Source organism: Anaeromyxobacter sp. K (assembly GCF_000020805.1).
GTDB lineage: Bacteria > Myxococcota > Myxococcia > Myxococcales > Anaeromyxobacteraceae > Anaeromyxobacter > Anaeromyxobacter dehalogenans.
The window spans coordinates 3,398,612-3,418,673 of the sequence record NC_011145.1 but is presented as its reverse complement, the minus strand read 5'-3'; the positions used below and the strand labels follow the sequence as shown (position 1 = coordinate 3,418,673).

At 76.0% G+C, this 20,062-nt stretch carries 12 protein-coding genes; 4 read left to right on the top strand and 8 right to left on the bottom strand.

Annotated elements, in window-relative coordinates:
* Window positions 1–113: 113 nt before the first annotated feature.
* The 4 genes from ANAEK_RS15365 to ANAEK_RS15350 all read right to left on the bottom strand — a co-directional run bounded on the left by ANAEK_RS15365 (window position 114) and on the right by ANAEK_RS15350 (window position 9,448).
* On the bottom strand, window positions 114–5,393 hold the full coding sequence (locus ANAEK_RS15365) for a carboxyl transferase domain-containing protein (RefSeq protein ID WP_012527053.1): 5,280 nt from the start codon (window positions 5,391–5,393) through the stop codon (window positions 114–116).
* 267 nt (window positions 5,394–5,660) lie between these two features.
* Window positions 5,661–6,224 carry a c-type cytochrome gene (locus tag ANAEK_RS15360; RefSeq protein ID WP_012527052.1) on the bottom strand — a complete coding sequence of 188 codons (564 nt, stop codon included), beginning with the start codon at window positions 6,222–6,224 and terminating at the stop codon, window positions 5,661–5,663.
* The gene (locus tag ANAEK_RS15355) at window positions 6,221–7,321 is read right to left on the bottom strand and encodes a hypothetical protein (RefSeq protein ID WP_012527051.1); all 1,101 of its coding nucleotides are present in this window, start codon (window positions 7,319–7,321) and stop codon (window positions 6,221–6,223) included. Before ANAEK_RS15355 ends, ANAEK_RS15360 begins: the two co-directional genes overlap by 4 nt.
* Before the next feature lie 132 nt (window positions 7,322–7,453).
* On the bottom strand, window positions 7,454–9,448 hold the full coding sequence (locus ANAEK_RS15350) for a hypothetical protein (RefSeq protein WP_012527050.1): 1,995 nt from the start codon (window positions 9,446–9,448) through the stop codon (window positions 7,454–7,456).
* A 432-nt stretch (window positions 9,449–9,880) separates the two neighbouring features.
* On the opposite strand from ANAEK_RS15350, the gene ANAEK_RS15345 reads away from it, so the two are divergent.
* Window positions 9,881–10,837, top strand: coding sequence for an MBL fold metallo-hydrolase (locus ANAEK_RS15345; protein WP_012527049.1), 957 nt, complete (start codon window positions 9,881–9,883; stop codon window positions 10,835–10,837).
* Between the two features lie 182 nt (window positions 10,838–11,019).
* Window positions 11,020–12,972, top strand: a complete 1,953-nt coding sequence (locus tag ANAEK_RS15340) for a cytochrome c3 family protein (protein ID WP_012527048.1) — start codon at window positions 11,020–11,022, stop codon at window positions 12,970–12,972.
* 83 nt (window positions 12,973–13,055) lie between these two features.
* Here the strand turns inward: ANAEK_RS15340 and ANAEK_RS15335 are convergent, their stop codons facing one another.
* From ANAEK_RS15335 to ANAEK_RS15325, 3 genes are all read right to left on the bottom strand, one after another.
* Complete coding sequence (locus ANAEK_RS15335) at window positions 13,056–15,662, bottom strand: PEP/pyruvate-binding domain-containing protein (RefSeq protein WP_012527047.1); 2,607 nt, start codon at window positions 15,660–15,662, stop codon at window positions 13,056–13,058.
* Between the two features lie 123 nt (window positions 15,663–15,785).
* Window positions 15,786–16,103, bottom strand: a complete 318-nt coding sequence (locus tag ANAEK_RS15330; protein ID WP_012527046.1) for a hypothetical protein — start codon at window positions 16,101–16,103, stop codon at window positions 15,786–15,788.
* A gap of 174 nt (window positions 16,104–16,277) precedes the next feature.
* The gene (locus tag ANAEK_RS15325) at window positions 16,278–17,477 is read right to left on the bottom strand and encodes a 3-phosphoglycerate dehydrogenase family protein (RefSeq protein ID WP_012527045.1); all 1,200 of its coding nucleotides are present in this window, start codon (window positions 17,475–17,477) and stop codon (window positions 16,278–16,280) included.
* 170 nt (window positions 17,478–17,647) lie between these two features.
* Here ANAEK_RS15325 and ANAEK_RS15320 point away from each other — a divergent pair, with 170 nt between their 5' ends.
* Both ANAEK_RS15320 and ANAEK_RS15315 read left to right on the top strand, forming a co-directional pair.
* Complete coding sequence (locus ANAEK_RS15320; RefSeq protein WP_012527044.1) at window positions 17,648–18,316, top strand: hypothetical protein; 669 nt, start codon at window positions 17,648–17,650, stop codon at window positions 18,314–18,316.
* Window positions 18,317–18,539: 223 nt separating this feature from the next.
* Window positions 18,540–19,805 carry an OFA family MFS transporter gene (locus ANAEK_RS15315; RefSeq protein ID WP_012527043.1) on the top strand — a complete coding sequence of 422 codons (1,266 nt, stop codon included), beginning with the start codon at window positions 18,540–18,542 and terminating at the stop codon, window positions 19,803–19,805.
* A 25-nt stretch (window positions 19,806–19,830) separates the two neighbouring features.
* Here the strand turns inward: ANAEK_RS15315 and ANAEK_RS23160 are convergent, their stop codons facing one another.
* Complete coding sequence (locus ANAEK_RS23160; protein WP_012527042.1) at window positions 19,831–19,974, bottom strand: hypothetical protein; 144 nt, start codon at window positions 19,972–19,974, stop codon at window positions 19,831–19,833.
* Window positions 19,975–20,062: the final 88 nt, after the last annotated feature.

Genomic DNA, 20,062 nt, shown 5'->3' with positions numbered 1-20,062 from the left:
GGTCGTCGCGCCTCGCGCTGCTCGCGTCTCGACCGCCTGGCTCGGTCCGGGGATGGATTCACGCGCTCTGAGCGCGGCCGCGGCGCCGCACCCGCCGTGCCGCGACGCCGCGGTCAGCCCGAGTGCCGCGCGATCCCTCGCGCCACCGCGTCCACCAGGTACGGCCGCAGGTCGGCGGGCGTGATGATCCGGTCGAGCGAGCCGACGCGCAGGGCGCGGTCCACGGTGTGGACCCCGTCGAACGCGTCCGCCACCTCGCCCACCTTCTCCGAGCGCACCGCCGCGACGATCTCGGCCAGCCGCCCCCGCGCGGCGCCGCCCGCGGCGGCGGCCTTCTCGGCCTCCATCACCCGCGGGTCCTTCCGGGTGCGGGTCTCCACGTCGCGGGAGAACACCACCGCCGCGGCGGGGGCGCCGCCGATCACCGAGGCGCGCGCGCCCTCCACCGCCACCACCTCGATGTCCTCGCGGAGCGCCTTCGAGAACACCACGAACGCGCCGCCGTGGTAGCGCGACACCACGCAGAACACGAACGGGCCGCGGAAGTTCACCACCGCGCGGCCGATCTCGGCCCCGTACTCGAGCTGCAGCCGCCGCATCGACTCCGGCGAGCCGTCGAAGCCGGACAGGTTCGCGAGCACCACCACCGGCCGGTTGCCGCTCGCGCCGTTGATGGCGCGCGCCAGCTTCTTCGAGGACTGCGGGAAGAGCGTCCCGGCGGACCAGAGCTCGGGTCCGTCGGCGGGCACGAACTCGAGGCGGGGCAGCGGGCGGGACTCGATCCCGAGCAGGCACACCGGCCAGCCGCCCAGGTGCGCGTCCCACACCACCGCGGTCTCGCCGCCGCGCAGGTCGCGCCACCGCTCCAGGGGCGGGTGGTCCTGATCCACCGCGGCCGCCATCACCCGCCGGATGTCGAACGGCTTCTTGCGATCCGGGTTGGTGGCGGGGTCGAACACGTCGCCGACCGTGTCGAACCCGGCGCCGCCGGCGGGGCCGTGCGGGAACGTCCGCACGTCGCGCGCGGCCGGGTCGGAGGTCGTGGCGCGCCGCGGGAAGCGCTCGCCGGGGGCCACGTAGGTGTGCTCGTAGTGACGCAGCAGGATCTGGATCGCCTCGCCCACGCTGGCGGCCTGGTACTGCGCCTGGCCGTTCGGGCCCATGATCCGGTCGTACCCGCCGATGCCCTGGTTGTCCTCGGCCGAGACGCTGCCGGAGTAGTCGAGCGCCTCCTTCCCGGTGAGGACCATGGCCGAGCCCGGCGTCATCACCAGGACCCCGCGGGTGTGCATGAGCATGGTGGCCTCGGCGTTCCAGTACGGCTGCGCGCCGACGTTGATGCCGCAGACCACCACGTTGATCTCGCCGCCACCCTGCGTGAACGTCACGATCCGGCGGAGGACGCGCGAGATCCAGTCCATGTTCTCGGTGCCGCTCTCCATGGAGATCTTCGCGCCCGCCGAGACGGCGAACCACTCCAGCGGCACGCGCAGCCGCTCCGCCAGGTCGAGCGCGGCCTCGATGCGCCGGCACTCGGGCTCGGCCAGCGCGCCCATGGAGCGGCTGGGATCCCCGAGCAGCACCACCCGCGCCATGCCCTCCGGGTGGCGCGGCGTGAACGTCCGGACCACGCCCACCACCACGTTGGCGCCGTTCTGGCCGGGCGGGCGCGACACCGGGGCGAGCGCCCCGGCCGCGTCCAGATCGTGCTCGACGAACTCGCCCGGCGGCACGCCGGCCTGCGAGTCGCGCGTCGGCGCGAGCATGCGCACCAGCTCGAACGGGTGGACGAGCCCGCGGCGCCGGAGCTGCACCACGCGCAGGTGGTACTCGGAGAGCGGCTCCAGCGGCCGGTCGGTGGGCGCGTCCCAGCGCACCGCCACGCTGCGCCCGTCGGTGGTGACGCGCACGAGCGCGTCCCTGAGCTCGCCGGTGTCCGGGTGGGGGACGCGGGCCGCGAGCAGGACCATCTCCAGCCCGAGCCCCTGGGTGGCCGGGCCGATCCGCTCGGCCACCCCGCGCACCTCGTCGCGCGAGAGCAGCAGCGGCGGCTCCACCGTGAGCAGCACCCGGTTCCACTCCAGCCGCTGGTGGGGCGCGCGCCGCGCCTGGAACCGGCGCATGCCGGCGAGCGCCTCGTGCAGCATGCGCTCGAGGTGCGGGAGCTGGACCACGCGGCCGCGGGCGTCGTGCAGCGGGGTGAGGTCGCGCACCTCGGCCACCGCGAACAGCCGCTCGTCGCGCGGGTTGTCGCGCGCGACGCCGCGGTACAGGTAGACGTCCTCGGGCGAGGGCAGCCGGGTCAGCTCGAACTTGGAGAGCCGCGCGAGCTGCATGCGCCGGAAGATCATGGGGTGCACGCCGCGGTAGCGCGGCTCCTCCACGAACTCGGCCGGCCCGCCGCGGAACGTGAAGTGGAGCTGGCTGGCCTGCCGCCCCAGCCCGCGGGCCGGGTACGCCACCAGGACCGAGGCGCGGCGCAGCGGCCGGCGGAAGCCGGCCTGCGAGAGCGCGGCGCGCAGCTCGGCCGCGATCGCGTCGGGATCGCCGCCCGCCCCGTCGCGCCAGAGGTACAGGTCCACCGAGGTCTGGGCGCCCTCCGGCGTGCGCTCGGCGAGCCTGGCCGCGGCGGCGGCCGCGCGGGCCAGCTCGGCGGCCGGCGCGAACGCCGCCACGAGCTGGATGCGCCGCGACTCCGCCGCGTACTCGGTCAGCGTGCAGGCGACCCCGTCCACCTCCTCGACGGTCGCCGGCGCGGTGGCGCGGTGGCGGTAGTAGCGGCGCGTGAGCGTCTGGGCCAGCAGCCGGCGGAACTCGGGCTTCGCCCGCGCCATCCTCGCCAGCATGAGCGTGCTGAGCGGCTGGGGGCAGGCGATGAGCCGCGACACCAGCGTCTCGCGCGCGGTCCCCTCGGCGCGCGCCAGCTCGGCCAGGTCGGCCTCGGCCTGCGCGTACACCGCCGCCCGGACCTGGTCCAGCTCCGGCTTCTCGAAGCGGCGGTAGCGCAGCTCGCGGGCGAGGTCGCCCAGCGCGGGGAAGCGCTCCTGGCCCACCGCGGCCAGCCGGTCGAGCAGCTCGCGCGCGCCCGCGTCCTCCAGGCCGGGCGGCACGCCGTCGCCGGCCAGGCGCCGCTCCAGGATGCCCAGCACCGCGGCGAGCGGCGCCTCGGCGCGGTCGTGCGCCTTCTGGATCCGCAGCAGCGCCAGCTCGAGCTCGCGCCCGGGGGCGTCGAGCGAGACGGCGTAGTGCGCGAGCGCGCGGCGGAGCTGCGCCAGGAAGCCGGGGGTGAGCCCCTCGCCGCGAGCCTCCGGCTCGTGGAGGTAGCGCCAGAGCTCCTCCAGCGGCGGCGGCGCGTCGGCGGCGGCGGCCGGGGCGCGGCCGCGCGAGAACAGCGCCTGCACGTCGCCGAACGCGGCGAGCGCGCGCTCCTCCTCTCGCAGCGCGCCCGGGTCCTCCGGGGCGACGCCGGCGGCGCGGTCGCGCCAGCCGGTGGCGAGCGCCCGCGCGTCGGCGTCGGAGAGGTCGAACCCGAGCAGCAGGCGGTTCAGCTCGCGGAGGCCGGCCAGGTACCGCTCGTGCGCGGTGGACGGCTCCGGCGGCGGCTCGCCGCCCAGCGCGAGCGGTGCGCCGAACGCCGCGGGCGGGCCCTCGCCCTCGGGATCGAGGCGCAGCAGCGGCGCGCCCGCGTCCACCTGGCCGTTCGGCACCGCCAGCACCTCGCGCACCACGCCGGCCGCCGGCGCGGGCACCGCCAGCTCGACCTTCATCGACTCGACGCGGGCGACCGGCTCGCCCGCGGCGACGCGCTGGCCGGGCACCACCGGCAGCGCCACCACCATGCCGGGCAGGGGGGAGGTGATCACGCCGCCCGGATCCCGGGTGACGAGGTGCGGCACCCCGTCCACGTCCACCAGGTGACGGGTGCCGTCCACCGCCGAGAGCACGCGCGCGCGCCGGCCGCCCCAGGCCAGGCGGCGCTCGCCGCGGGCCAGGCGATCGACCTTCACGTCCACCGGCGCGCCGCCCGCGGGCGAGACGCGGTAGGCGTCCGGACCGGTCTGGCGCACCACCAGGCGGTGTCGCTCGCCCGCGTGGAGCAGCTCCACCGCGCGGCCGGACGAGGGACCGACCCGCGGCCGCCCGCGGCGCGCCTCCGCCAGGAACCGCGCGCGCTCCAGGTCCAGCTCCAGCTCGTAGGACTCCAGCGCCGCGGCGAGCAGCGCCACCTCGGGGCTGGGCGCGACCAGCCGCTCGCGGGCGGCGGCGAGGCGAGGGAGGAAGCCCACCCCGGCGGTCCCGGCGCGCACCTCGGTGCGGGCCAGGAGCGCCAGCAGCCAGGCCTTGCTGGAGCCGCTCCCGCGGGCCAGCGCGTCGGTGTCGGAGAGCGCCTGGGCGAGGCGCCCCAGGGCGCGGCCGCGGTCGGTGCCGAGCGCGACGATGGTGGCCATGGGCTCGGCGCCGCCGCGCGCCTCGTCCCCCTCCTCGACGGCCGCCTCGGCGTGCACGTCCGGGTCCGACGGCAGCCGCAGCCGCTCCAGGCGTCCGGGCGCGGTCGCCGGCTGCGGAGCCTCCGGGTCCCGCGCCAGCAGCCGGGCCGCGACCGCGAAGCCGCGCGCCGCCGGCAGCGGGCGCAGCGCCGCGCCCGCCGCGAGCCGGACCGCCTGCCGCACCAGGTCCACGCCGGCGGCGGCCTCGATCGCGGCGGCCGAGCGCGGGAAGGCGTCCACCCCGGCGAGCACCAGCCGGCGGGTGGCCGGGTCGAACAGCAGCTCCACGCTCGCGATGCCCACCCAGCGGGCCGCCGCCGCGATCGCCAGCCCGAGCATGCGGGCGCGCGCGTCCTCCTGCGCGCCGAGCGCCGGCGAGGGCGACTCGGCCAGCACCGCCACGTCCGCGAGCCGCAGCGAGGCGTCGCCGACCCCGACCGCCTGCGCCTCGCCGGACCGGTCGCGCGCCACCACCACCTCGAGCAGCCGCGCGGCGGGATCGGCCGCGCCGGCGGCGGCCAGCGGCACGCCCACCTCGGCCGCGATCGCGGCGAGCCCCTCCGGCGCGCGCACGCGCTCGAGCACCGACGAGGACGGGCCGAGGAACAGCACGCCGAGCTGCTCGCAGGCCTCCGCGAACGCGGCCCGCTCCGCCAGCGGGGCGGGGCCGAGCCAGGCCGCCTCCGCGCCGGCCACGTGCAGGGCCAGCTCCGGCGAGCCCTCCACCTCGACCGAGGCGTCGGCCTCGCGGACGAACGGCAGGCGCCGGTCGCGCGGCGCGTGGACCGCCACGGCCAGCGCCGACTTCCCCTCGCGCGCCAGCTCGCGGACCGCGCGCACCGCGCGCCGGCCCGCCTCGCTCCGATCCAGCACCGCCACCCGACCCAGCGACACCGCCTCCGGCATGCTCCGCTCCTCGCGCCGCCCGGTGGGCCGGGCGCGGCAACGGGCGGGACGCGACGGCGCGGCCCGCCCCGGACCTCCGCCGCGGGAAGGATCGCCGATTCCGGCCCTCCGGAGGGGAAGAAGCGTGCGCGGCCGCCGGACCGGGTGGGACGCCGGGCGGCCCCCCGCGGGCGTGCGGTCGTGCGCACGCCCCGGCCGCCGCCGCGGCGAGCGCGGGGGACGACCGGGGTCGATGCGGCGGGGCGGCCTGGTGTCGCGCGCCGCCGCCTACCTGGCGGCGGCCTGCGCGGGCGGGATGGGCGCCGGGACGCGGTTCTTGATGGGCGGGATCGACCGGAGGAACGCGAACATGGCGGACAGGTCGGCGTCGGTGAGGTGGGTCGCGTTCGGCCACGGCATGGGCGGGAGGATCTGGCGGCCGCGACCGCGGTGGCGCCCGGTGCGGAGCGTGTCCTTGAACTCCTGCTCGGTCCACTCACCGATGCCGGTCTCCCGGTCCGGCGTCAGGTTCGCCGAGAACGTCGTGCCCCACGGGCCGGACGCGGCGGTCATGGTCAGCGAGAACACCGCGCCCCAGGGCCCCTCCGGCAGCGCGGGGGCGGGCGGCATCCGGAGCTGCTCCGGGTGGCCGGAGAGCATCCGGCTCATGTCCGGCTCGGCGCCGTTCGGCCCCATCTTGAACGGCGTGTGGCAGTCGTTGCAGCCGGCGATGGTGACGAGGTACTTGCCGCGCGCGATCGCGGCGTCCTTGCCGGCGGCCTGCGGGGCGGTGGCGGCCGCGAGCAGCCCGAGGGCGGCGGCGGCGAGTGCTGCGGTGGCGATGCGCTTCATCGGTTCTTCTCCTGGTGAACGGGTGCTGCCGGGTGGGTCGTCGCCGGTCCGAGGTCATCCCGGACGAAGGCGGCGACGAGGTCGAGGGCCTGCGCGTCGGCGAGCTTCGTGCCGAACGGCGGCATCTGCAGGAGCGGGTCGCGGGAGCCCATGCGCCGGACGAGCACGCTCGCCCCCGGATCGCCGGCCGCGATGCGCAGCGGGGCGTCGCCCATGCCGGGCGGGCGCGCGCGGCTGGGCTGGCCGACGGCGGTGGCGAGCGGCGCGCGCGCGTCGCCGCCGCGCACGCGCTGGGCGAGGTCGAGCCCGAGCGAGGCGAGCGCGCCGCGGGCGTCGTGGCAGCTCGCGCAGTTCGCGTGCAGGTAGCCGAGCGCGGCGCGGGCGCGCGGAGACGGCGCCGCGATCCGCGGCGGCCGCGCGAGCAGGTCCGCCGGGAGCCCGCGCAGCCGGCCGGTCCGCGCCAGCGCGGGCAGGTCCACGTCGCCCGGGGCGGGCGGCTCGGCGTGCGGCGCCAGCGGGTCGCGATCCGGGGAGAGCTGGAGCGCGGAGAAGCCCAGCACCGGCGTCGGGCCGCCCTCGTGGCAGGCGCGGCAGTCGCCTGCGGCGGGCAGGTCGTGGCGCACGCCCGGCGCCACCTCCGCCACGCCGCGCAGCCCGCGCTCCGGCGCGCGCTCGGCGTCGCTCCCGTCGGGCAGCCAGCGGTAGGTCGCGTACGTCCAGGCGCCGTCGCGCCCGAGGACCATGTAGCGCGTCTCGACGCGGCGGCCGCCGAACGAGAACTCCTTCCAGAGCCGGGTGCCGGGCGGGAACCGCCAGGCGTCCGGGTCCGACGCGTCGATCGCCTTGCCGGCCGGGAGCCGGATCCAGCGCGCCTTGGCGGCGCCGTCGCTCCAGAGCGGGTACTGCGGCGTGTAGCGGAGGACGCCCGGCGCGACGACGCCGTGCGCGGCGTCGGTGAACAGGCCGGTGCCGGAGAGCCGCTCCGGCGCGGCGCCCGCCGCCTGCGCGCCCCCCGGCGCCACCCACAGGGCGGCCGCGGCGGCGCCCGCGAGCGCCGCCGCGACCTTCCCCATCCGCTGCCACTTCCCCCCCGCCATGATGCCCCTCGGTCCGTCTCGAAGACGGGCGGAGGATGCCCGAGGGCGCGGGGCGGGGTTCCTAAAACATCGCTCGGCCGTTCCTAAGAACTGCCTAAGCCCCGCGGTGCCCGCCTGGGGCGCCGGCGCGGCTCACGGGGTCGCGTACAGGAACGTCGTGTCCGGGAAGCGCCGCCAGCGCTCGGTGATCACGCGGCGGAGCTCGGCGTTCTTCCCGCTGGCCGCGTCCACGTGCGCCTGCACCAGCGCCTCCGCCGCGGGCCGGTCCCCGCGCGCCTTGATGCCGAGCGCGAGCGCCTCGAGCCGCTCCACCGACGCGCCCAGCCGCGGCCGGTCCAGCTCGAGGCAGCCCTCGTCCTCGCCGTTCGCGGCCTTCGCCTCCGGGCGCCACACCAGCGCGCCGTCGTCGGCGAGCGCCGCGAGCTGGATCGCGGCGAGCGCCGAGTACGGCCGCAGCCGGCCGTCCGAGGTGCGGACGCCGACGCTCACCTGGCCGAACGCCCAGACCACGTTCTCGAGGAGCGCGCGGTCCGCCTGCGCGGGCGAGATCACGCCGCGCTCCGCCAGCCAGCCGGCGAGGTACAGCGCGCTCTGCTGCGCCTTCAGCTCCTCCAGCATGGCGGCGAGGTTCCCGCCGAAGATCTGCGTCGCGGTCCGGCCCTCCACCGCGTACTCGTGCGACGGGCCGAGGTTGTGCGCGGCCTCGTGCAGCACGAAGCCCATCCGCTCGGCGTCGGGATCCGGCGTGCGCCGCGCCATGGTGTCGGCGCAGAGGACCGAGGCCGCGCGCCGGCGCCGGATCTCCAGGCTCTCCGGGTCGGTGTAGAAGTTCGTCATCGCCACGGTCCGTCCGCGCCCCTCGTTCGCCACCTTCCCCCAGTTCGGCAGCGACTGGCCCACCGTGGCGCCGCGCGGCGCGCGCGCGTCCCCGGCGTTCAGCGCGATGGCGATGAAGTCGGGCAGGTGGAACGCCACCGGGCGCGCCGCGTAGGGCGGCCCGGCGAGCCGGGCCAGCGCCGCCTCCATGTCCTGCTTCACCGGCTCGAGCCGCCGCTGCCAGGCGAGCGAGCCCGGATCGATGCGCGCGAGCGCGAGCTCGAAGCCGGCCTTCAGCGCGCACGGATCCGAGTACGTCTCGTCGGGCGCCACCCGCAGGAACCAGCGGGAGTTCTCGGCGTTCATGCTGGCCCAGGCCTCGTCGGCCCGCTCCCAGCCGCCGTCGCGGAACGCGCGCGCCGCCGCCAGCAGGTAGGCGTGGAGCGCCCGCTCGTCGGTGCCGCGGATGGCGGCGGCGGCCCGCTCCAGCGCGCGGGCGACCGCCTCCATGTCCTCCGGCCAGGCCTTCGGGTACGGCACCGCCGCGAGGCCGCCGCGCGCGTCGCGCACCACCGCGGTGAACGGGCTGGTGAGCGCGGCCGCGTCCGGCCCGCGCGCCAGCCCGGCGCAGAAGCCCGGGTCGGCCTGCAGGTCGGCCGGGTACAGGCCGGAGCGGCGCGGCGGCACCGGCGAGAGCGCGCCGCAGCTCGGATCGCCCTCGGTGGCGGGCGCGGTGCACCACGGCCCCTTGTTCACCAGGAACGCGAGCCGCGAGGCGCCGTCGCCCGGCGGGATGCGCTCCGCCATGCCCAGGATCCCGAGCTGGCGCGCGTTCAGGCGCTCGATGATCCGGGCCGCGTCCACCAGGTGGCGGAGCATCTCGCGCTCGGGCGGGCGCAGGCCGGAGCGGTCCGTCTCCACCACCGCGAACAGCCGCTGCGAGAGCTCCCGCGCCAGGGCGGCGCGGCGTGCGGCGTCGGCCCCGGCCGGCGCCGGCTGCGGCGCGGACGCCCGCGACTCGACGCTCGCCCAGGCGGCCCGGAACGCCGGGGTGAACCGGCCGCGGCGGATCCAGTGGTCTCGCGGCTGCTCGTCGAGGCCGAACACGAGCGCGAGCTCCGGCGGGTCGATGGCGCCGTTCGCGTTCGCGTCGGCGCGCCAGTGCAGCGGGAGGCCGAGCTCGAGCGCGGCGCGGTTGAGCCGCGCCCGGGCGTCGCCGCCCGGGGCGCCGGCCGGCGAGGCGGCGCGCGCCGGCTGCGGGGCGACGGCGAGGAGGGCGAGCGCCGCGGCGAGGCGGGCGAAGGTCTTCATGGCGGGAAGCTCCGGAGCTGGGCGGGCAGAGAGGCCCGCCAAGGGAGGCGCCGGGCGGCCGGCCGTGACCCGCACGCGCGGGCGCAGCGCGAGGGGAATCCCGGAAAGCCGAAGGGGCCCACTGTCCCGGGCCCCTTCGATCCACCTTGCTGGTAGCTCGTCATCGCGAGCGTGCGGCCGGCTCACCCGGCCTCGACTGCATTCGATGTGTCCTGCAGTTGCTCCGCTGCTATGCGACCTCCTTGGAAGGTGCTGCGTGCTTCACCTCGCATCGTGGCGATCCCGCGGGCCGGGCTCAACGCCCATTCGGGGGCTGGAGACCTTTCGTGAAATCGCAGGTCTGCGCCTGGTGTGGGCGCCGGGTGCGCGCCGCCGCGCAGCGGCATCCCGATGCGCTACGCTGGACGGCCAACCTCCCCGGAGCCCGCATCCATGACCCTCGAGCCCGCCCGCGAGATCGCCCCCGGCGTCCACCTCATCGACACCGGCTACGTCCGGCCGCGCCTCGCGGCCGCGTACCTGGTGCGCGGCCGTGACGCGGCCGCGGTGGTGGAGACCGGGACCGCCGGCTCCGTCCCGCGCGTCCTCGACGCCGTCGCCGCGGCCGGCCTGCGGCCGGACGACGTCTCGCACGTGGTGGTGACGCACGTGCACCTCGATCACGCCGCCGGCGCCGGCGCGCTCCTGCGCGCGCTGCCGCGCGCACGCCTCGTCGTCCACCCGCGCGGCGCGCGCCACATGATCGATCCGTCGAAGCTGATGGCCGGCGCCTCCGAGGTGTACGGCGCGGAGCGCGTGCGCGCGCTCTACGGAGAGGTCGTGCCCGCGCCCGCGGAGCGCGTGATCGAGGCGCCGGACGGCTTCACGCTCGACCTGGGCGACCGGCCGCTGCGCGCGCTGGACGCGCCCGGGCACGCGAAGCACCACCTGGTGCTGCACGATCCCCGCTCGCGCGGCTTCTTCACCGGCGACGCGTTCGGCATCTCCTACCGCGAGACCGACTCCGCCGGCGGTCCGTTCCTGTTCCCCACCACCACGCCGGTGCAGCTCGACCCGCCCGCGCTGAAGGCGACGCTCGCGCGCATGCTGGCCGAGGCGCCCGAGCGCGTCTACCTCACCCACTACGGCATGCTCGAGGGCGACATCGCCCGACACGCGGCGGCGCTCGGTCACGGCCTCGACGAGCACGTGCGCCTGGCGCGCGCGGCGCCCCCCGGGCCGGGCCGCCACGCCGCGCTGCGCGAGGCGCTCGCGGGGCAGCTCCTCGCCGGGCTGGCGGCGCACGGCGCGCCGCTCGATCCGGCCGCCGCGCTGGAGCTGTTCGGGGTGGACCTCGACCTGAACGCGCAGGGGCTCGAGGTGTGGCTGGACGCGCAGGCCGCCGCGTAGCGGCGAGCCGCCGCGGACCGCGGCCCGGCGTAGACGGTAGGTGAACACGGCCCGCCGCGCGCGGCCGCGCCGCATCCACCGGCGGGTCGAGACGATTTGCCCACGCCTCTCGCGCGTGTCCCGAAGCTAGGGTCGCGCCGGTTCGGATCGTTTGAATTCCACCGAACGAGAGGGAGCTGGGCATGCGATCCACGTGGATGTCGAGGGCGGGCGTCGCGGCGGCGGCGCTCGCGTTGGCGGCGCCGGCGTCCGCGGCGGAGAAGGAGGCGGCGCCGGCCGCCCCCGGCTCGCCGCGCACGCTCCAGGGCTACGTCGAGCAGGAGAAGGCGTTCTACGACCACCTGAAGAAGAACCACCCCATCTTCAAGTACGAGAAGGACGGACGGCTGGTCGGCAAGTACACCATCAGCGACCGCGAGGAGGAGTTCGTCGAGTTCGGCGGCGGCAAGGCCTACGCCGAGAAGACCGGCGACCACGCCTCGATCACCTATCGACTCGGGCAGGAGTCGATCCTCGACCTGCCCAACAAGTTCGTCGGGTCGAAGAAGTGCGGCGAGTGCCACCCGGCGCAGTACGAGAAGTGGAAGCGCTCCCGCCACAACCTGGTGGTCCGGTTCCCCGACGAGATGGTCGAGACGAAGGACCTGACCAAGCCGCAGTTCGGCGAGGCGCCCATCCTGCCCCCGGGCATCACGCCGGACGCGGTCTACGCGATCATCGGCACGCCGCGCACCAAGTACGGCTTCCTGGACGCGTGGCTGGTCCGCGGCACCTACCACGTCGAGGGCGGGCTGCTCCGCGACGGCACCGGCACGCTGGTGGCCGGCGGCAACCAGCACTCCCGGACCTGGGCCGAGTCGCTCACGCCCGAGGTGGCGAAGCAGATCGCGACCTGGGTCCCGGGCTTCCCGACCAAGCTCGAGGAGTTCGGCGACAACGGCAGCAAGACCTGGGGCCTCACCTCCTACGGCTCGAAGAACCGCAAGAGCATGATGTTCCAGCCGGCCACCGCGTACTGCGAGGTGTGCCACTCGTTCAAGTTCGACTTCAAGAGCCAGGAGGAGCTGATCCAGGCGCTGGGCAAGCCGGAGGAGCTGCGCAAGCACACGATCAACAAGGGCATCAGCTGCGAGGAGTGCCACGGCGCCGGCGCGCACCTCATGGGCGCGCGCGCCTCGGCGTCCTCCAACTGCGAGCGCTGCCACCAGCGGTTCGTCTGGAACGCGGACGAGGCGGCCAAGGATCCGCGCCAGGCGTTCAACGCCTACTTCAAGAGCCGCTGCCCCTCGTGCGGCACCGAGGGCTCGCAGGCCTACTACACCGCGCACTGGGAGTCGGGCATGACCTGCTCCACGTGCCACGATCCGCACGAGGTGACCGCGAACGACTGGCGCGAGCGGGTCACGGTGCCCGGCCTGAAGAAGGAGTGCCAGGACTGCCACCAGGCGCAGGCCTCCATGTTCGTCCACAACGACGTCCACGGCGCGAACAAGTGCTCGAGCTGCCACATGCCGAGCATGATGAGCTGCGAGAACTTCGGGACGATCCAGTACACGGACGTCGCCGGCTTCGACACGCAGCGCACCTCGCACATCTTCAAGATCCTCGTGGACCCGAAGGCGAAGACGCTCGACCCGCCGCCGGGGAAGGATCGCAGCTGGAAGGAGGGCGCGTGGCGGCTCGCGAAGAAGGACGGCAAGCCGTTCGTGGACCTGATGTGGGCCTGCGGCCGGACGAGCTGGGGCGACGACGACCTGGAGAGCGCCGGCGGCTGCCACAGCGGCGTCCGGTCGCAGCTCTCGAAGGACCTCCACTTCACCAGCCAGCAGCAGGTCTACGACCGGCTGATGGGGTGGCAGAACCCGGTGAAGCAGGGCGTCGCCGAGGCGAAGCGGCTGCTCGAGGCGGCGCGCCCGGCCATCGCCAGGGCGAAGCTGCCGCCGGCGAAGCTCGGCCAGGCCACGCTCATGGCGAACCAGGCGCAGAGCATCCTCGACACGGTCGCGGCCGACGGGTCGTCGGGCGTGCACGCGCCGAGGTACACGATCGAGAAGGTGAAGGAGGCGCAGACGCTGGCGCAGGGCGCGCTCGACGTGGTGGGCGCGAAGGCGCCGAGGAAGGTGTCGATGCGGTAGCGGACCGCGGCGGTCGGTCGTGATCGCCCGCGCGCCGGACGTGGGGCCCCCGGGGGCTCCCGTCCGGCGCGTCCCGTTCGTCCCTACGCCGGGCGGGGCGGCGGGGGAGGGCCGGTGACGGCGGGCTCGTCGGCGAGGTAGCCCAGCACCTCCTGCGTGACGCAGCTCGCGTAGAGCCAGAGCCGCGGTCCGCCGGGCGCCGCCGGGAAGTCGAGCACCCGCACCACGCCGGCCAGCCGCGCGTCGTCCGGGAGCAGCTCGGGCAGCCGGTTCGGCTGCGCGCGCAGCCGCTCCGCCTCGAGCGCGTGGCCGGGGTAGCCCGGATAGAGCGCGAGGTAGAGCATGTCCGCCTCGACCAGCTCGTTGAAGAAGTGCGAGCCGAGCGACACGTCGGGGATGACGTTGCCCATCCCGATGATCTCGCCCAGCGCCGCGACCCGGTGGATCTCGGCGAAGCTGACCGGCACGCCCAGGGCCGGCGTGGTGGTGCCCCAGCGCCCGGGGCCGAGCAGCAGGATCCGCCCGCCCTCGGCCGGCGTCGGGAGCCGCGCGGCGCGGCCGACCACGCGGGCCACCTCGTACCGATCCTGGGTGGACAGCGTCGAGTAGACGTCCGGGTCCACGAGCACCAGCCGGTCCACGGGCGCGTGGGTGCCCTGGCCCACCACCGGCCCGCGGCTCGCGAGCAGCACCGCGTCGGTCCGCACCTGCGGCGGGGGCGGCAGCATCCCGCCCTCCTTCACCTGCAGCGGCCGGCACTGCACCAGGTTGACGCGCAGCTCCCCGTCGGCGAGCTGGTTCGCGGTGAACTCGACGTCCACCGGGTAGCGATAGGCGTCGCGGAGGATCGCGAGCATGGCCCGCATCTCGGCCACGAACGAGGTCGCCCACAGCAGCTTCTCGAACGTGAGCACCCAGCCGCCGCCCTCGCGCCGCTGCACGGCGAACAGGTCCACCGGCAGGTCCGGGCTGCCCCGCACCACCGCGTCGATGCGCTCGGCGGCGAAGCGGTTCGCCTCCAGGTCGATGACGTCCACGCGGCGCTGCGCGTACTCGGTGACCTCGTCGAGGCTCGTCTCGGGGCGGAGCTTCGGCGCGTTGAGCGCGACGACGCGGGTGTAGTCGTCGTCGGAGCGGTCCACCGCCCGCGTCCCCATGCCGAACACCAGCCGCAGCACGCCGGCCTGCGGGTCGATGAGGTGGCTCCAGACGTACGGGTTGTAGGAGAGCGCCACCCCCGCGCACTGCGGGTAGAAGTACTTGCCGTGGACGCCGCCGGAGACGCGCTGCACCAGGATCGCCATCTGCTCGTCGCGATCGAGCAGGCCCCGGCGCTCCCGGTAGTGCAGCGCCTCCTCGCTCATGGCGCTCGCGTACACCGTCTTCACCGCGGCGAGCAGCGCCTCGAGCCGCTCCTCCGGCGAGCCCTGGTTCGGGCAGAACACGCTCTCGTACTTGCCGGTGAACGCGTTGCCGAAGCCGTCCTCCAGCAGGCTGCTGGAGCGGACGATGATGGGCGATTGCCCGTACGACTCCAGCATGAGCACGAACTGCCGGAGCGCGAAGTCCGGGAAGGTGCCCGCCAGGATCCGCGCCTGCGCCTCGGCCGCGCCCTCCAGGAACGCGCCGCGGGAGCGCTGGCCGCGCCGCGCCCGCCACAGGCCGTTCCGCACCAGGTACGTGTAGAAGACGTCGGAGCCGACGAACCAGGAGTCGTGCGGCTCCAGGCGCCGCCTCCAGCCGGGCTCGGTGCGCTCCAGCACCGCCCGCGCCACCAGCATGCCCGCGGCCTTCCCGCCCACCAGCCCGGTGCCGACCATGCGCCGCCGGATCGCGAACAGGTCGTCGAGGTCGAGGTAGCGCGCCGCCAGCTCGGTGAAGCGCTCGTCGCGCGTCAGCATCATCCGCAGCAGCGTCCGGAACGCCTCCTGCCCGTCCTCCCAGGGCCGGCGGCCGGCCACCACGTCGTCCGCCACCGCGCGCGCCTGCAGGAAGCGCCGCTCCCACACGTCGATGCGCGAGAACGGGTCGTGCCGGCGCTCGGTCGCGTCGGCGAGCGCCTCGGCGACCACCGCGCTCTCGGTGAGCGGCCGGAGCGCGTCGCCCTCCCAGCGGTGCGGCAGGTACATGGTGGGCGAGTGGCGCCCCTGCACCTTGAGCGGGTGGACGTGCAGCGCCGCCTGGTGCCGGAACACGTCCACCAGGAGCTGCGTCGTGCTGCGGATCGCGTCCACCGCGTCGTGCGAGTGCCCGTCGCGCAGCAGCGCGAAGTAGGTCACGGTCTCCAGCTCGTAGAGGTACGGGCAGGTGACCATGAAGAAGTTGCCGAGCATGAGGTCGCTGTACCAGTCGGCGGCCAGCCCGGAGAGGCAGTCGAAGACGTAGTAGGCGCCCTTGCCCTGGGCCTCGATCACGCGGTGGATGCTGGCGGTGAAGCTCTCGAACCCGAGCGCGGGGCTGAGCCGGTGGACCTGCGCGCCGGACGCGTCCGGCACGAGCTGGGCGTGGCGGGCGAACCGGAAGTAGACGAGCTTGCGCCCCTCGGCCAGCGCGCGGGCCACGAACGGCGCGACCAGCGGCGCGTAGTCCTCCACCGACTCCACCTGCCAGACCACGTTGTCGCCGGGGCGGAGCCCCTGGACCACGGCGTCGAGGGCGGCGAGGCCGGTGCTGGCGGGCGGGGAGGGCATGGTCGGGGCCGGCGCCCCGACTCTCGCATCAAGGCGCCGGGGTGTCGACCCGGACCTGCCGCGGGCACGGCGCGGCCCGCGCGGCCGGCGGGCCGCGAGCAGCCGGCGCGTCCGTCCTCGCGCTCAGCCCGCGCGCGAGCCGACCAGGTCGGCGCGGCCCGGGATCACCGCCAGCGCGAACACCAGCGCCGCCACCAGCCCGTTGTTGAGGCGGGCCAGGCCGGACAGGTCCGGCATGAGCAGCGCGGCGCCCCCGAGCACCAGGGCCACCACCGCCAGGGCGAGCCGCAGCCTGGGCAGGCCGCGCGAGGCGAACGCGAGCACCGCGATGGCGAGCGCCGCGACGCAGGTCAGGAAGATGGACGGGCCGCTGTGGGAGAGCGCGAAGGCGGTGACGAGCAGCCAGGCGGCGAAGAACAGGTTCCAGCCGATGAAGCGCATGAGGCCTCCTCCCGGCCGGCGCGACGCCGCGGACGCGGACCCGCTCCCGGGCGCGCCGGGACCCGGCCAGCGTCCCGGACGTGCGCGCGCGCGTCAACCCGCCGCCGCGGGGACCCCGCCGTGGGGGGAGGCGCCGGACGTCCCGCCGGACCGCCCGGCGCCCCGCCGGCCGGATCAGAGGTCGAAGCAGCCGACGAACAGGATCTCGTCGACGCGGGCGCGGATGCGCTCCACGACGGCCTCCGGCGGCCGCTCGTCGAGGTCGATGGCGCAGCTCGCCGCCACCGCCTCGTCGAACACGGTGTTCCGGATCTCCTGGGCGTTGATGCCCGCCTCGCGGATGAGCGCCATCACGTTCGCGATCACGCCGACGCGGTCCACGTGCCGCACCACCAGCCGCGCGCGCGCCGGGGTCTTGCGGGCCACGTTCACGCAGTTCGGCACCTGGCCGCTGCGCACGAACGCCTCGACGATCCGCACCGTCTCGCGCGCGATGGCGTCCTGCGCCTGGGCGGTGGAGGCGCCGATGTGGTGCGTGCCGTACACGCCGGGCAGCTTCGCGAGCGGGCTGTCGAACTCGGCCTGCCCCTTCTCCGGCTCGCCCGCGAACACGTCGGCGCCGACCCGGAGGCGGCCCGCGGTCGCGAGCTCGAGCAGCGCGTCCTGATCGACCAGCTCGGCGCGCGCGGTGTTCACCAGCAGCGCGCCGGGGCGGAGCGCCTCCAGCACGTCCCGCGAGATCACGCCGCGCGTCTCGCGCGCGAGCGGCAGGTGCAGCGAGAGCGCGTCGCTGGCCCGCGCAAGCGCGAGGAGGTCCGGCGCGCGCTCCACCCCGAGCGCCCGCGCCCGCGCGTCGTCGAGCGAGCGCGACCACGCCACCACCCGCATCCCGAGCGCGCGGGCCCGGGTCGCCACCTCGCGCCCGATGGCGCCCACGCCCGCGATCCCGAGCGTGCGGCCGAAGAGCCCCTCCGCCTCGGAGAAGCGCTTCTTGTCCCAGCGGCCGGCGCGCAGCGCGGCCACGTTGTCCGGGATGCGCCGGTCCAGCGCGACGAGCAGCCCGATGGCGAGCTCGGCCACGGCGATGGAGTTCTGGCCGGGGCAGTTCGTGACGTACACGCCGCGCCGGGAGGCGGCCGCGACGTCGATCGTGTTCACCCCCGCGCCGGCGCGGACCACGAGCGACAGCCCCGGCGCGCGCTCGAACACCTCCGCGCTCACCTGCTTCGACCGCACCACGAGGATGGACGCGCCGGCGACGGCGGCGGGCAGGTCCTTCGCCGGCACGTCGGCGCGCAGCTCCACCTCGAGCCCGAGCGCGGCGAGGTCCTTCAGCCGGTCGGCGGGGAAGGCATCGGCGACGAGGATCTTCACGGGTGGCCTCCGGTTCCGGGCGCGGGCGCGCGCCCTGCGTGGGCGCCTCATTACCGCGGCGGCGCCCCGGCGCGTGCGCGCCTGCCGGGGCGTGCCCCGGAAGCCGCCGGGCGCCCGGCCGCCCGCCGGCGGCCCGTTGTGCCCCGCCCGGCCCCCGGCTACCCTGCCGCATGCTCCGCGCCGCCCCCGCCGTCGCCCTGATCCTCGCGCTGTCCGGAACGCTGAGCCCCGGGGTCGCGCGCGCAGAGGGCACCGGCGGCTGCCACTGCTTCCGGGACCGCACGTTCGAGCCGGACCGGCCCGCCGCCGCCGACCCGTACATCCTCGCCACCGCCCGGAGCTCCCTCCTGTCGGCCGCGTACGGGCCGCCGAAGCGCGAGCTGGTCGCGGCGGTGATGGGCGGGCGCCCGGCCGAGGACCTGTGGATCGCGCACGGCGCCGCCGCGCGCACCGGGGCCGACGCCGCCGACCTGCTCGACCTCCGCGATCGGCAGGGCGGCTGGAAGGTGGCGCTGGCCGGCAAGCCGGGGCTGGGCAAGGATCTCGAGGCGGCGCTCGCGCGCGGGGCGTCGGACGCCGACCTGGCCGCGGTGATCGTGGACGCGACGCTGGTGAAGCGGCTGCGCGCCGATCCGGCGCGCCTCCGCGAGGCGAGGGCCGCGGGCGCCCGGAGCGAGGAGCTGATCGTCCTCACGCTGCTCTCGGCGCGGACCGGCCGGTCCGAGCTGACGCGGCTGGTGCAGGTGCAGGCCGGGAAGGCCACCTGGGGCGCCGTGCTGCACGAGGCCGGCATCGCCCCCGGCGACCTCGACGCGCTGGTGCGGCAGTCCGTCCGCTGATCGCCGGGCGTTCGGGGGAGCGCGCTGGATCCGCGTCAGGCCGCGCCGCGGCATGCGGTCGCAGGCGCGCCCGCGCGCGCCCGCGCGCGTGACATCGCGATCGAGATGATGCTCAGATCGCGGCCAATCGACGATCAATCTCGCGGTCAATCGGGGTCAGCGGGCCGCCCCGGCCGCGCCGTCCACCACGCCGGCGCGGCCATGGCCCGCCGGAGGCCGGACCATGCACCGACGCGGCTGGGTGGTCACGCTGGCTGGCATGGGGCTGAACCTCGCCCTGGGCATCCTGTACGCCTGGAGCGTGTTCTCGAAGCAGCTGGTCGAGCCGGTCGCGCGCGGCGGCTACGGCTGGACGAAGACCCAGGCCACGCTCCCGTATACCCTCGCCATCGCGTGCTTCGCGCTGATGATGGTGCCGGCCGGCCGGCTGCAGGATCGCCTCGGGCCGCGGATGGTGGCGAGCGCCGGCGGCATCCTCACCGGCCTCGGCCTCATCGTGGCGAGCTTCGCGTCGCCGGGCGCGCTCGCCCCGGCGCTGATCGGCTTCGGCCTGCTCGCAGGCACCGGCTTCGGGCTCGGCTACGCGGCCGCCACCCCGGCCGCGGTGAAGTGGTTCCCGCCGGAGAAGAAGGGGCTCATCACCGGCCTGGTGGTGGCGGGCTTCGGCATCGCGCCGGTGTACATCGCGCCGCTCTCGAAGCACCTGCTCGCCACCTACGGCGTCAGCAACGCGTTCCGGATCCTCGGCGTCGCCTTCCTCGTGACGGCGACCGCGTTCTCGCAGCTCATCCGCAACCCGCCCCCGGGCCACGTGAAGCCGAGGGCGGCCGCGGCCGGGCCGGCGCCGGCGGCGCACGCGGACGTGGGCTGGCGCGACGCGGTCCGCACGCCGATGTTCTGGACCCTGTACGCACAGTACGCCTGCGCCGCCACCGCCGGCCTCATGATCATCGGGCACATGGCCAAGATCGTGGCGGTCCAGTCCGGGAACGCCATCCAGGCCGGCTCGGTGTTCGTGGCGCTGCTCGCCAGCTTCAACGCGGGCGGCCGCGTGGTGGCGGGCGTGATCTCCGACTACATCGGCCGCGCGGTCACCATCGCGCTCGTCTGCGTGCTCCAGGCGCTCGCCATGTTCTTCTTCGCCGACCTCGGCACCACCGGCGGGTTCGTGGTTGGCTCGGCCGTGGTGGGCTTCAGCTACGGCGCCTGCCTGGCGCTGTTCCCCGCCACCGCGGCCGACTGCTGGGGCACGAAGAACATGGGCGTGAACTACGGCCTGCTGTTCACGGCCTGGGGCGTGGGCGGGGTGATCGGGCCGACGCTGGCCGGCCGCATCGCCGACTCGACCGGCTCCTACGCGGGCGCGTACCACGTCGCGGGCCTGCTGCTGACGTTCGCGTTCGTGCTCGCGATGTTCAGCTACATCCAGGTGTCGGTGAACCTGCCCGGCCGCGAGCTGACGATCCGCCTGGGCAAGCGCGCCGCCTGAGCGGGGGAGGCGCGGCCGGCGGGCCTCAGCGCTCCCGCTCGCCGCGCTCGTCCTTCCGGCGCAGCCACCCCCAGCCCCACTTCTCGCTCCACAGCCCGGGGCCGGTGGCGAGCACGCCCAGCGCGGCCAGCAGGAGCGCGCCGACGATGGCCTTGGGGTCGATCTCCATCACGCCTCCGGGTGGGAAGTTCGGGTGCCAACGATAACGGGGCGGCCGCCGCGCCGCACGGGGGACCCGCCGGTCGTCGAATTCGGGT